This window comes from Gordonia alkanivorans NBRC 16433 (assembly GCF_000225505.1).
Classification (GTDB): Bacteria; Actinomycetota; Actinomycetes; order Mycobacteriales; family Mycobacteriaceae; genus Gordonia; species Gordonia alkanivorans.
In genome coordinates this window covers 33,747-46,347 of the sequence record NZ_BACI01000120.1, presented here as the reverse complement: position 1 = coordinate 46,347, position 12,601 = coordinate 33,747, and the positions used below count along the sequence as shown (strand labels likewise).

Sequence of the window (12,601 nt, the reverse complement as noted above, 5' to 3'; positions counted from 1 at the left end):
AGGATGTACCTCACGAATCCCGACGGGGACGTCGTGGATCGTTCCGAAGAGGATCAGGCCTCGACGATGAACGCCTCGAGCTGCTGACGCGCGACGTCGTCGGCGAGCTGCTTCGGCGGGGACTTCATCAGGTAGGCCGATGCCGGGAGGATCGGTCCGCCGATGCCGCGGTCCTTGGCTATCTTCGCGGCGCGCACGGCGTCGATGATGATGCCGGCCGAGTTGGGGGAGTCCCAGACCTCGAGCTTGTACTCCAGGTTCAGCGGCACGTCACCGAAGGCACGACCCTCCAGGCGGACGTAGGCCCACTTGCGGTCGTCGAGCCAGGCGACGTGGTCCGACGGGCCGATGTGGACGTTCTTGTCCTCGACCTTGCCGGCGAGCGCGCCGGTCAGGTTGGAGGTCACGGCCTGGGTCTTCGAGACCTTCTTGGACTCCAGGCGCTCGCGCTCGAGCATGTTCTTGAAGTCCATGTTGCCGCCGACGTTGAGCTGGTAGGTGCGGTCGAGGGTGACGCCGCGATCCTCGAACAGCTTCGCCATCACGCGGTGGGTGATGGTGGCGCCGACCTGGCTCTTGATGTCGTCGCCGACGATCGGGACGCCGGCGTCGGTGAACTTCTTCGCCCACTCGGGGTCCGAGGCGATGAATACCGGGAGTGCGTTGACGAAGGCGACACCCGCGTCGATGCAGCACTGTGCGTAGAACTTGTCGGCCTGCTCCGAGCCGACCGGCAGGTAGCTGACGAGGACGTCGACCTCGGCGTCCTTGAGGGCCGCGACGACGTCGACACCCGAGCCGTCGGCCTCGGTGATGGTCTCGAGGTAGTACTTGCCGAGACCGTCGAGGGTGTGGCCACGCTGAACGGTGACACCGGTCGGCGGCACGTCGGCGATTTTGATGGTGTTGTTCTCGCTCGCGAAGATCGCGTCGGACAGGTCGAAGCCGACCTTCTTGGCGTCCACGTCGAACGCGGCGACGAACTCGACGTCGCGGACGTGGTACGGGCCGAACTTCACATGCATCAGGCCGGGAACGCTGGCGTTCTCGTCGGCGTCCTTGTAGTACTGCACGCCTTGCACCAAGGATGAAGCGCAGTTTCCTACGCCCACGATGGCAACGCGCACCTTATTGGGCTCACCCATGGTCGGGCTCTCCTTCTTGTTGCGGCGTCGCAGACCTTCGCTGCGCCACCGGTGTTTTCACTTGCTCGGGTGCCCGAGCTGTTCGTCCCGGCTCTGCGGCGAGTCCGGTTCTGGCAATTCGTCATCGGCTCGTCCGGTGCCGGCGTCCGGCCCCGGATCGACAGGTGACTGTTCGGTTCCGGCGTCGTCCCGAGCGGTGTCGTCGGGATCAAATGTGTCGGAATCGAACGGACTTGGAGTCCCGTCTCGCTGCTGGGAGCTCTCGGCGGCGATCAGCTCGTTGAGCCAGCGGACCTCCCGTTCGCTGGACTCGAGGCTGAGCTGATGCAGCTGACGGGTGTAGCGATCGACCGCCCGGTTGGACCGTCCGACGATCTCCCGCAACCCTTCGCGGCGCTCCTCCACCTGCCGACGACGACCCTCGAGGATGCGCATGCGCGCAACTGCGGGAGTCCGGCTGAAGAACGCCAGATGCACACCGAAACCGTCGTCGGTGTAGTTCTGCGGACCGGTGTCGGCCACGAGCTCGGCGAACCGAGTGCGGCCGGCATCGGTGAGTTGGTACACCCGACGCCCACGGCGAACCTTCATGCCCGAGGGTGCGTCGGCTTCATCGATGAGACCGTCGGCCTGCATCCGACGCAGGGTCGGATACAGCGAGCCGTAGGAGAAGGCACGGAAGGCCCCGAGGAGCCCGGTCAGCCGCTTGCGCAGCTCGTAACCGTGCATGGGGGCTTCGAGAAGCAACCCCAGAATCGCGAGCTCGAGCACTTCGTCACCCCCTCCGGTCCGTCGATGTGTCGAAAGGTGCTGACAGCGCAACACCTCGCTCCGATGTGTTTGCCAATGTATCGCACCGATATAACCGGTGTCCACGACGAGGTCGATCGAGGAAGATACGTCGTACGTTGGGCGGTCTCGGCAGCCACCCGGTTCCGTGGAGCGCGCGGACCCGTCGCGCCGACGACAAAGGTGTGACCACGTACGCTTGGAACCGTGCAACGCCAGATCGTCGACTACGCCCTGCAGCGGCGCGCTCGGCTGTCCTCGGTCCACGCGGGCCGGACCGCCGTGGCCGACGTGTGCGATGCGAGTCCGTACCTTCTGCGCGCGGCGAAATTCCATGGTCGGCCCAGCGAGACGATGTGCCCGATCTGCCGAAAAGAGCAGGTCACACTTGTGTCCTGGGTGTTCGGTGAACGGCTCGGCCAGGTGAGCGGCTCAGCGCGGAGTACGGACGAGATCGCCCGGCTGGCGACCACCGCCGAGGAGTTCTCGGTGCATGTCGTCGAGGTGTGCCGGACGTGCAGCTGGAACCATTTGGTGCAGTCATACGTTGCCGGGCTGCCGCCGCGGACCACGCGTCGCACCCGACGTGTGGCCAAGTAGTGCGCTGGCCTGCGGTTTTTTGCCGAGGCCTCATGCGTGCTGTCAAAGTGGAGTGGCACGAGGCTAGAGAATGAGCCCGAGGTCAGCGGTGCGTGTACGTGCCGCACGGCCCGGTAGGAAAGGTGGACGATGAGCGAGGCGTACGGTTCTTCGCCCACACCGCGCGGTACCGGACCCCGTCCCGGTCGCAACGGTGGCGGTAACAACGGACGAGCCAGCAGGCAGGCCACGGAGGCGCGGCAGAAACGCTTCGCGTGGGCGCTCGGCGCAGTGGGTGCGATCGTCCCGGCCATCGTGCTGGTGCTGATCATCGCGTTCGCATTCACCTACTTCACCGCGGAGATCCCCGAACCCGAGGTCAGCCAGAAGGCGACGATCGTCGACACCTCCGGCCGCACCCTCGCCGACATCACCCAGCCCGACGGCAACCGCACCGTCGTCCCGTTCGACGAGATCCCCGAGACGATGATCCAGGCGATCGTCGCTGCCGAGGACCGCGAGTTCTGGACCAACAACGGCTTCTCGCCGCGCGGCCTGTCCCGCGCCATGATCGGTCAGATCACCGGCAACCAGTCCGCCGGCGGTGGTTCGACGATCACGCAGCAGTACGTCAAGAACGCGATCGTCGGCGACGAACGCAGCTTCGACCGCAAGTTCAAGGAACTCGCGATCGCCGCCAAGATGAACGAGCGGCACGGCTGGTCGAAAGAGAAGATCCTCGAGGCCTACCTCAACACCATCTACTTCGGCCGCGGAGCCTACGGCGTCGCCGTCGCCACGCAGAAGTACTTCAACAAGTCCATCACCGACAAGCCGCGGGCGAAGAAGAACCCGCTGACCTTCGAGGAAGCCGCTCTGCTCGCGGGCGTCATCCGCGCGCCGTCGTACTACGACCCGGAGAACAACCTCGAGGCGACCGAGGCCCGCTGGCGGTATGTGCTGAGCGGCATGGTCGCGACCGGAGCCATCACCAAGCAGCAGGCCGACAACGCGGTCTTCCCCAAGACCGTCAAGGCGCGTGTCAGCGGAAGCGACGAGACGCCCGGCCCCAACGGTCTGATCAAGCGTCGGGTGCTCGAAGAGCTCACCAACGTCGGCATCACCGAGAAGCAGCTGCAGACCGGCGGCCTCAAGATCAGCACCACCATCGACCCCCAGGTGCAGAACGGTGTCGTCCAGGCGGCTTGCCGCAAGAACAAGATCTACAAGTGTCCGAACGGTCAGCTGAACGGTGAACCCGACGACCTCCTGGCGTCCGTGGTGTCCATCGACCCGCAGTCCGGAGCCGTGCGCGGCTACTACGGTGGCGACAACGCCGGGGGATGGGACCTCGCGCAGGCGGGTCTCCAGACCGGCTCGTCGTTCAAGGTCTTCGCGCTCATCGCAGCCCTCGAACAGGACATCCCGCTGTCGAAGACCTACAGCTCGGCGCCCTTCGAGGCCAGCGGTGGACTGACGGTCGAGAACTCCGACGGTGAGAGCTGCGGCTCGTGCAACCTCGCGACCGCGATGAAGATGTCGCTGAACACCGTCTACTACCGCCTCATGATGGACCTCAAGCGAGGCGCCCAGGACGTCGCCGACGCGGCGCACCGGGCCGGTGTCGCCGAGTCCTTCGGCAACATCGAGAAGACCCTGGAGGAGGCGAACGGCTCCCCCGAGGGCGGCGTGGTGCTGGGCCAGTACCAGTCCCGCGTCATCGACATGGCCTCGGCATATGCGACGCTCGCGGCGTCCGGCGTCTACCACGAGCCGTACTTCGTGCAGAAGGTCACCGACTCCGAGGGCCAGGTGCTCTTCGAGCGCAAGAACGAGGGCAAGCGGGTCTTCCCCGCCAAGGTCGCCGACACCGTGACCGCGGCACTCGAACCGATCGCCGCGTACTCCAACGGCAACTCGCTCTACGATTCGTCGCTGGGCGCGCGTCCGTCGGCTGCCAAGACCGGCACCGTGCAGCTCGGCGACACCGGCAAGAACAAGGATGCCTGGATGGTCGGCTACACGCCGCAGCTGTCCACCGCGGTCTGGGTCGGCACCAACGACGGCACGGCGCTCACCAACTACAGCGGCGCGTCGATCTACGGCAGCGGCCTGCCCTCGCAGATCTGGAAGGCGGCCATGAACTCCGCCCTGGAGGGCAAGGAGATCAAGGAGTTCCCCGAACCCGAAGAGGCGATCGGCGGACAGGTCGGCATCCCGTACGAGGCGCCGGCGACGACATACGCCCCGTCGACGCGCTCGCGCGGACCTTCCGCACCGACCTTCGAGATCCCTGATCAGGGCGGTGACGGCAACCTGACACTCGCACCGGGCGTCACCATCCCGCTCCCGGGAGGCCCGCGCGGTGGAGGCGGCAACGGCGGTGGCAACTCGCCGGACGGCAACTCGCCCGACAGCGGTGGTGCCGGCGGCGGGAACACGCCGGGTCGCGGAGGCAACCAGCCCGGTGGTGAGGACGGCGGAGGAATCCCTGAACCGCCCGTCGGCTGACCAGGATCCCTCGGCTGACTCTGTCGACGCAGCCGACCCTTCCTGGGACAGCCCTGCGCCGTTGGCGCGCGACGAACGCGTCGACGCCGAACGAGTACTCCCCACGCGCTCGGACAACCTGGTGCGCGAGGCGAGTTCACTCGTCGGTGGCCCGGCGGGCGCGCATGCCGTCATCGGCCGCAGCCGCCACCTGACACCGCTGCGTGTGTTGTTCGCGCTCGCATTGTGCGGACTGGCCCTCGGCTGGTTCGGTAAGGCGAGCTGTCTGCAGCAGGCTCCGCCAGACGATGGTTCGGCGGGTCGGCCGGGCGCCGAGATGCGACTCGACTGGGACGACCAGCGGCAGTTCACCAACCTCTGCTACAGCGACGTCATCAGCCTGTACGGCGCCGAACGACTCAACATCGGGGCACTGCCCTACCGCGATTTCTGGTTCCAGGAGGACGCCGGGGGCCAGACCATCAAGCGCTACATGGAGTACCCGGTCCTCACCGGGATGTTCATGTACGGCGCCGCGCAGCTCACACGCGGCTGGGTGTGGGCCGAGGAGAACTGGGGTGTCCCCGGTGCGCTCGACGTCGTGCTGTTCTTCACCATCGTCGCGCTCGGTCTGGCGCTGTTCTGGCTGGTCACGATCTGGGCCACGGCTCTGACCGCACGCACCCGGATGTGGGCGGTCTGGCTGGCGGCGCTGTCGCCGCTGGTGTTCGTCCACGCCTTCACCAACTTCGACACCATCGCGACGGCAGCCGTCGCGGTCGCCCTCCTCGCCTGGTCGCGGGACCGGCCGTGGATCGCGGGCGTGGCTATCGGGGTCGGCGCCGCCGCGAAGCTCTATCCGGCGTTGCTCCTGGTGGTGCTGGGAGCGTTGTGTCTGCGGTCCGGCCGGGTTCGGGAGTTCGGGGCCACGGCTGCGGCCGCGCTCACCGCCTGGCTGCTGGTCAACCTGCCGATCCTCATCCCGTATCCGACCGGGTGGTGGGAGTTCTTCCGGTTCAACGGCGACCGCTCCGCCGACGCCGACACCATCTACCGCATCCTCGCCGACACGCTTGGTTTCACATGGAACATCAACCATCTGAACGCGCTGTCGGTGGGGTTGACCGTCCTCGTCCTGGTGGCGGTCGCCCTCATCGGTCTGTGCGCGCCGTTCCGTCCCCGGGTCGCGCAACTGGCGTTCCTCGCGGTGGCCGGCTTCCTCCTCGTCAACAAGGTGTGGAGCCCGCAGTACTCGCTGTGGCTGGTGCCGCTGGCGGTCCTGGCGATCCCGCACACCCGGCTGCTGCTGACGTGGATGACGATCGACGCGCTGATCTGGATTCCGCGGATGGGCCTGTTCCTCGACCAGGAACGTCGTTGGCTCCCCGACCAGTGGTTCACCACCGCGGTGGTGCTCCGGGGATTGATCGTCATCGTGCTGTGTGCGGTGGTGATCTGGCAGATCTGGCATCCGAAGGACGACCTCGTCCGGGCCGGGAACGACGGCCGCTGGTACGACGACCCGGCCGGTGGGGTGCTCGACGGCGCACCGGACCACATCCGGCTGCGCCTGCCGTCGAGGCGTGTGCGGCGACGTACCGAAGACGAAGTGGCCGAGCCGGTTTCGGCCGGGTGTCGGTGAGCGGACAGCGGCTGCGCCGCGGTCCGACGCGTATCCGAGGGAACCGAACGCTGCGCCGGCGCGTCCAATCCATCATGAATCCCTCGCAACTCGCACTCCCCGACGACCTCACCGACTGGCTCGCCGAGGGCGACCGTACGGCCGAGCTCCTGTCCGATTCCGTGCTGGTCGACCAACAGTGGTGGATCGACACGCTGGCCGAGTTCGAGATGCCGAACACGTTGCACGGCAGTCGAATCGGCCGACAGGAGTTGTTCGCTCTCGGTGCGGTCGCCGGCGAATCCCCGGAAGATGCGATCGCGCTGCTGTGGAATGTCGTCGCGTTCTGCCTGGGCCGGCAGAACTCCGACGGCAAGAAGCGGATCGCCGCCGTGGCCGCGGACCGCAAACGCCTCGGAAGGTTGCTCCAGGAGGCCGCCCTGGCCAGTCGAGACGACCCGGGCGCGGCGTACGCGATGCTGCGACCGGACAAGGGCGGCAACACCATCGATCGGCTTGGCCCGGGCGGGTTCACCTGGTTTCTGTACTTCGCGGGTGCCGGCGACCCGAAACACCCGAGTCCGGTGCTCGAGGCAAAGGTCGGCCGGTCGCTGCGACGTGCCGGGTGGAAGGGTCTGCGCGACGGCGTCTGGACCGCCGCCGACTACGTCGCCTACTCGCGGATCGTGGATCGCTGGCGCACGGAAGCCGGGGTCGATCGCAACGACGTCATCGTGCGCGGCCTGTTCGCGATCTCGCCCCCGACCGGATGGGACCACCCATGGCAGGCCTGGGAGCGTCAGACGTGGGAGAAGGCGAACTGGGTGCGCGGCCCGCTGTCCACCGACGATCTGCGCGTCGTCCACCGCTGGTTGTGCACTCTGTCCGCATTGGCGCCGAGATCCGCTGAGGCGCAACACGAATTCAGGGACCTCGGTCGCAAGATCAGCCAGGCGCTCAATGGCGAGGTCAGTGAGATCAACAACGGATTCGACGAGGACCACGTCTACGGCAGCTATCTCGGTCGACGATTCTGAGGGTTGAGGCGTGCTTGCCGTGGGTATGGCCTGGACATGGCTGAGCGTGGCGAGAACATCCCGGACAGCACCGCGGAGGCGGTCGGCAAGGTGGGGGAGGCGCTCGAGTACGTCGAGCGCGCCCGTGGCCACCTCTACAGTTTCCACCAGCTCATCGGGCATGCGGATCTTCTGCTCGGGGAGGCCGTGGACGCGCTACGTGAAGACGGACACGCCGACATTGCGGAAATCCTCGCAACAGAGATGGTCGGACGCAATGTCATCAACGGCCGCTGGACATTTCAGGTCGTCGAGGAGTTCGACGACACGTACTGGCACCCGTTCCGGGCCCATACGGAACGGGTGCGCAACGAGTTGACCGACGGGGAACGGCATCTGTACGAGGCGCGGATGAAAGAAGAGCGACGGACGCATGGTCATCCCTACCACTCGAAGGAGCCATGATGCCCGGCGTGTCAGCTAATCCGTTGTAGCAGTGCGGCTTTCGCGTCCGGCCACTCGTCGTCGGTCATCGAGTAGAGCGCGGTGGTCCGCCATCCGTCGCCGAACCTCCGGTGTTTGCGGAGCAGACCTTCGAACTGAGCGCCGAGCTTCGCGATCGCGGCGCGGGACTGCGTGTTGTGCTCGTGGGTGTGCCAGGTGAGCCGGACGGCGCCACGATCTTCGAATGCATGACGCATCAGCAGGTACTTCGCGGTCGGGTTCACCGTCGTGCCCTGGACGCGTTCGCTGTAAAAGGTGTAGCCGATGCACGCGGACCGGTTGTGTTCATCGATGTCGTAGAAGCTCGTCGAGCCGACCACCCGACCGTCGGAGTTGTCGACGACGGCGTAGGCGAGGCGTGATTCGAGTGCCGACTCGACGAAGCGTCGAGCGGATCCCTCGTCGTAGGGCACGCCGGGAACCCAGCGGAACCGGGACGGATCAGCGACCACCTGCGCGAGTGCAGTTGAATCGTCGAATGTCAACGGGCGCAGAGTGACACGGTCACCCGCAAGCTGTCCTGCACCAAGCCAAGAACTCATGTCATGCTCTTTCCGTGGAAGGTATGGGCTGAAGAGAGGCCTCGTCGGGTCGATCTTCGGGACTCCGGTCGCGGACCGTCATCGTCGCGAGTGGTTCACGTAGCGGGGTGCGGACCAGCGTGCCGATCAGGTACACGAGCAGGAACGCGTGAACCCAGACCGAGCCGGCGACACCGGTGAGCACCCACCAGGGCAGGGGATCGCCGGCGTCGCGGATGGGGAACAGGCGGAAGATCGTCAGGTCGAGGGCGATGTCGGTGAGCAGGTAGACGGCGATCACCTGCCAGCGGACTCGCATGAGCACGAAGAACGGGAGAATCCAGAGCGTGTACTGCGGTGAGTGCACTTTGTGGAACAGCATGAACCCGGCGAGCATCGCCCCGCTCACGCCGATCCAGGGAAAGACCCCCATCCGCTCGTAGCGGCGCCACCCCAGGTACATGGCCACGGCGAAGCTGACGAGGATCAGCAACGGCGACGCCACCCCGACGACGGAGTGGTAGGTGTCTGTCGTTCCGGTGAGATAGCGCAGACCCCAGTACCAGATGGAGTTGGTGTCGACGTCGGCCCGCCGCCGCCCCTGGAAGGTCAATGCCGCCTTCCAGCCGTCGAATCCGAGGACCATGAACGGCAACTGGATCGCGACGACGGTGACCACCGCGGCGCCGGCCACCCATGCGGCACCGACCCAGTCGAGGCCGCGACGCCGCGCTTGTCCCAGACGAGCGGCGTCCCCGGTCAGGACATAGGCGGCCAGCGGCAGCACGAAGATCCCGGGATAGAGCTTGAGGCAGAAGCCGATGGCCAGCAGGACGGCCGCCACCACGGCACAGACGCGCAGCGGGAGTCTCCGTCGGTCGGTGGCGGGATCGATCGAACCGCCCCACGCCATCACGGCGATCGCGGCGACCGCGGTCGCGACCACCGGCAACTCCCAATTGTGGAAGGAGTACAGGACCAGCGGGGGAGTGGCCGCCCACAACAGCGCCCACCAGCGGACCATCAGCGCCAGCATCACGGTGATCGCGAAACCGAACGGCGCCAACAACAGTGCGGACTGGGTGAAGAACGCGGTGTCGGTGTCGGCGCCGATGGCCCCGACGTACATGAGCAGGCCGGACAACACCGGGTACTCGACCACGCCGCCGAACAGGGTGCCGTCCCCGGCGATCCCACCGTGAATGTAGGGGAACACGTGGTTGTTGATGTCGCGGCCGAGCCACAGGTACATCAGGTCCGAGTAGCAGGGGATGAGGCCGCCGGGATCGCCGGAGGGCCAGTTGGCGCTGCGGCCCTCGGCGTCGAACGGCGCCCCGCCGCAGCGGGCCTTCGCCTGGAAGCTCCAGAACATCGTCGCCGCGGTGGCCAGTAGCGAGACCAGCACGATGACCGCGGTCTCACCGCGTCCGGACAACCACGGGATCCGCCGAGGCGTACTGATCCGCGGCTCCGACATGGCCAACAGAGTAGGTCGTCGCGTCTGGATCGTGTTCCCTGAGGTGTGACGAGCCGCGAACGCCGAACCGACCCGATCGTCGATCAACGGCCACCGGTGTCTCTCCGACTTACCCTGGGTCGATGAACGTGCTGACCGTCGCAGGCATCGTCCCGGGGCCGCGCTACAGCGTCGAGGCGACCCTGGCGACCGGAATCGGGCACGACGGCACCGCGGGACGCGAACTGCCGGTGCGGGTGTGGCGCTACCAGGGCGTCGTCTCTCTCGATCACAACCGGGAGTTCCGCGGGATGATCCGCCTCACCGACGTCACGTCGATCTCGTTCTTCCTCCCCGACAGCCTCGATCACCGCCGCGACCCGCAGGCGATCCACACCGAGCTCGGCGTGCGGCAGTACGTGAGCAACCCCGGGCCGGCGGCGATCGGGATCGGGCCCACCTGGGCGGAGACGACCGTGGTCGACGATCCCCGTGGTGGCGAGGGCCGGTGGCTGCAGACCCAGGCGCACATCCACGGCTACGGCGTCGCGACCCTCGAGCTGAACTACCGCATCGAGGTCGTCACCAGCCGCTGAACCGGTGCTCACGACCTCGGATTTCCGGGAGAACGTCCTGGTCATGTATCTTGGACCGGTTGCCGACGCAGGCGACCCTCCTGCCACGGACAGTCCGTGGCCGACCTAGCCCATAGGAGGTGATGTGGTCTTATGCGTCACTACGAATTGATGGTCATCCTCGATCCGAATCTGGACGAGCGCACCGTCGCACCCTCACTCGATACTTTCCTCAATGTTGTCCGCAAGGATGGCGGTTCGGTGGATGGTGTCGACATCTGGGGCAAGCGCCGCCTCGCTTACGAGATCCTGAAGCACAACGAGGGCATCTACGCCGTCATCGATCTCAAGGCCGAGCCCGCCACGGTCACCGAGCTCGACCGTCAGCTGAAGCTGAACGAGTCGGTTCTGCGCACCAAGGTCCTGCGGAAGTAATCCACAGGGTTTCTTGAACGTCTGAAGACGTCGGTACCGGGTTCTAGGGTTGACCCAGAAAATCCCGGTGCATGTCGATCAGCGAGTGCCCACCTACGACCCAAGGGGAAACACACATGGCAGGCGACACGGTCATCACCGTCATCGGCAATCTCACCGCCGACCCGGAACTGCGGTTCACGCCGTCCGGTGCAGCGGTTGCCAACTTCACGGTGGCTTCCACCCCGCGCACGTTCGACCGTCAGACCAATGAGTGGAAGGACGGCGAAGCGCTGTTCCTCCGCTGCAACATCTGGCGCGACGCCGCGGAGAACGTGACCGAAAGCCTGACCAAGGGTTCCCGGGTGATCGTGCAGGGACGGCTCAAGCAGCGGTCCTACGAAACCAAAGAAGGCGAACGACGCACGGTCGTGGAACTCGAGGTCGACGAGATCGGCCCCTCGCTGCGTTATGCCACCGCCAAGGTCAACCGCGCCTCGCGCGGCGGCGGCGGCGGCGGTGGTGGCGGCGGATTCGGATCCGGTGGCGGCGGCGGTAGCCGCGGCGGCGGATCGAACCAGCAGGTCGCCGACGATCCCTGGGGCAGCGCGCCTGCCAGCAGCGGCGGATCGTTCGGTGGCGGGGACGACGAACCACCTTTCTGATATCTCACGGGACGACACTCACATGTGAGTGATCCCGAAGAAGCATTGACTGGAGCAATACACACATGGCAAAGGCGAAGCCCAGCCGGAAGCCTCGCGTCGAAAAGGTCACCAAGACCAAGGCGTGCAGCTTCTGCAAGGACAAGAAGGCCGACATCGACTACAAGGACACCGCGCTTCTGCGTCGTTTCCTGTCCGACCGCGGCAAGATCCGCTCGCGTCGCGTGACCGGTAACTGCGTGCAGCACCAGCGCGACGTCGCTGTGGCTGTCAAGAACTCGCGTGAGGTGGCCCTGCTGCCCTTCACCTCGACCAGCCGATAAGCGGAAAGGATCAGTTGACATGAAGCTCATCCTCACCGCCGCCGTGGAGAACCTCGGCGAAGCCGGCGACATCGTCGTGGTCAAGGACGGCTACGGCCGCAACTACCTGCTGCCCCGCGGCCTGGCCATCAAGGCCACCCGCGGCGCCGAGAAGCAGGTCGAGGGCATACGCCGTGCGCAGGAGGCCCGCGAGGTTCGCGGTCTCGAGCACGCCAACGAGCTGAAGCAGGCCCTCGAGGGCCTCGACGCAGTCTCGCTGGACGTCAAGACCCACGACTCGGGCAAGCTGTTCGGTTCGGTCACCGCGGCTGACGTCGCCGGTGCCATCAAGACCGCCGGCGGCCCCGTCGTGGACAAGCGCACCGTCGTGCTGCCCAAGGGCCACATCAAGGCCACCGGTAGCTACCCGGTCACCGTCACCCTGCACCCGCAGGTCTCGGCAACCGTGCAGCTCGCCGTCGTCGCCGCAGGCTGACGCACCGCATCACACGAAACAAGGCCGG

Annotated in this window: 14 protein-coding genes; 10 read left to right on the top strand and 4 right to left on the bottom strand. The window is 66.4% G+C overall.

What is annotated here, in order from left to right; genetic code table 11:
* Window positions 1-53 precede the first annotated feature (53 nt).
* Window positions 54-1,145 carry an inositol-3-phosphate synthase gene (locus GOALK_RS21960; RefSeq protein ID WP_006361047.1) on the bottom strand — a complete coding sequence of 364 codons (1,092 nt, stop codon included), beginning with the start codon at window positions 1,143-1,145 and terminating at the stop codon, window positions 54-56.
* Window positions 1,146-1,202: 57 nt separating this feature from the next.
* A complete protein-coding gene (locus GOALK_RS21955; protein ID WP_035753986.1) occupies window positions 1,203-1,916 on the bottom strand; it encodes a PadR family transcriptional regulator in 714 nt (237 codons plus the stop codon).
* Window positions 1,917-2,141: 225 nt separating this feature from the next.
* On the opposite strand from GOALK_RS21955, the gene GOALK_RS21950 reads away from it, so the two are divergent.
* From GOALK_RS21950 to GOALK_RS21930, 5 genes are all read left to right on the top strand, one after another.
* On the top strand, window positions 2,142-2,534 hold the full coding sequence (locus GOALK_RS21950; RefSeq protein ID WP_006361045.1) for a DUF5318 family protein: 393 nt from the start codon (window positions 2,142-2,144) through the stop codon (window positions 2,532-2,534).
* A 129-nt stretch (window positions 2,535-2,663) separates the two neighbouring features.
* The gene (locus GOALK_RS21945; RefSeq protein WP_006361044.1) at window positions 2,664-5,024 is read left to right on the top strand and encodes a transglycosylase domain-containing protein; all 2,361 of its coding nucleotides are present in this window, start codon (window positions 2,664-2,666) and stop codon (window positions 5,022-5,024) included.
* 61 nt (window positions 5,025-5,085) lie between these two features.
* Entirely contained in the window at window positions 5,086-6,645 is a 1,560-nt protein-coding gene (locus GOALK_RS21940) for a glycosyltransferase family 87 protein (protein ID WP_040004433.1), read from the top strand.
* 74 nt (window positions 6,646-6,719) lie between these two features.
* A complete protein-coding gene (locus GOALK_RS21935) occupies window positions 6,720-7,661 on the top strand; it encodes an 8-oxoguanine DNA glycosylase OGG fold protein (protein WP_035754047.1) in 942 nt (313 codons plus the stop codon).
* 36 nt (window positions 7,662-7,697) lie between these two features.
* Window positions 7,698-8,105 (top strand): hypothetical protein, encoded by a 408-nt coding sequence (locus GOALK_RS21930; RefSeq protein ID WP_006361041.1) that lies wholly within the window; start codon window positions 7,698-7,700, stop codon window positions 8,103-8,105.
* A gap of 11 nt (window positions 8,106-8,116) precedes the next feature.
* On the opposite strand, the gene GOALK_RS21925 is transcribed toward GOALK_RS21930, so the two are convergent.
* Both GOALK_RS21925 and GOALK_RS21920 read right to left on the bottom strand, forming a co-directional pair.
* The gene (locus tag GOALK_RS21925) at window positions 8,117-8,686 is read right to left on the bottom strand and encodes a GNAT family N-acetyltransferase (RefSeq protein ID WP_006361040.1); all 570 of its coding nucleotides are present in this window, start codon (window positions 8,684-8,686) and stop codon (window positions 8,117-8,119) included.
* Window position 8,687: 1 nt separating this feature from the next.
* Window positions 8,688-10,142: a glycosyltransferase family protein gene (locus GOALK_RS21920; protein WP_050918791.1), complete on the bottom strand. Its 1,455-nt coding sequence runs from the start codon at window positions 10,140-10,142 to the stop codon at window positions 8,688-8,690.
* A 122-nt stretch (window positions 10,143-10,264) separates the two neighbouring features.
* Between GOALK_RS21920 and GOALK_RS21915 the strand changes: the two genes are divergently transcribed.
* The 5 genes from GOALK_RS21915 (at window position 10,265) to rplI (ending at window position 12,573) form a co-directional block, all read left to right on the top strand.
* Window positions 10,265-10,717, top strand: coding sequence for a hypothetical protein (locus GOALK_RS21915; RefSeq protein WP_006361037.1), 453 nt, complete (start codon window positions 10,265-10,267; stop codon window positions 10,715-10,717).
* A gap of 132 nt (window positions 10,718-10,849) precedes the next feature.
* Window positions 10,850-11,131 (top strand): 30S ribosomal protein S6, encoded by a 282-nt coding sequence (gene rpsF / locus GOALK_RS21910; RefSeq protein ID WP_006361036.1) that lies wholly within the window; start codon window positions 10,850-10,852, stop codon window positions 11,129-11,131.
* 116 nt (window positions 11,132-11,247) lie between these two features.
* A complete protein-coding gene (locus GOALK_RS21905) occupies window positions 11,248-11,775 on the top strand; it encodes a single-stranded DNA-binding protein (protein ID WP_006361035.1) in 528 nt (175 codons plus the stop codon).
* A gap of 65 nt (window positions 11,776-11,840) precedes the next feature.
* The gene (gene rpsR, locus GOALK_RS21900) at window positions 11,841-12,098 is read left to right on the top strand and encodes a 30S ribosomal protein S18 (protein WP_006361034.1); all 258 of its coding nucleotides are present in this window, start codon (window positions 11,841-11,843) and stop codon (window positions 12,096-12,098) included.
* Between the two features lie 19 nt (window positions 12,099-12,117).
* Window positions 12,118-12,573, top strand: a complete 456-nt coding sequence (rplI, locus tag GOALK_RS21895; RefSeq protein WP_006361033.1) for a 50S ribosomal protein L9 — start codon at window positions 12,118-12,120, stop codon at window positions 12,571-12,573.
* Window positions 12,574-12,601: the final 28 nt, after the last annotated feature.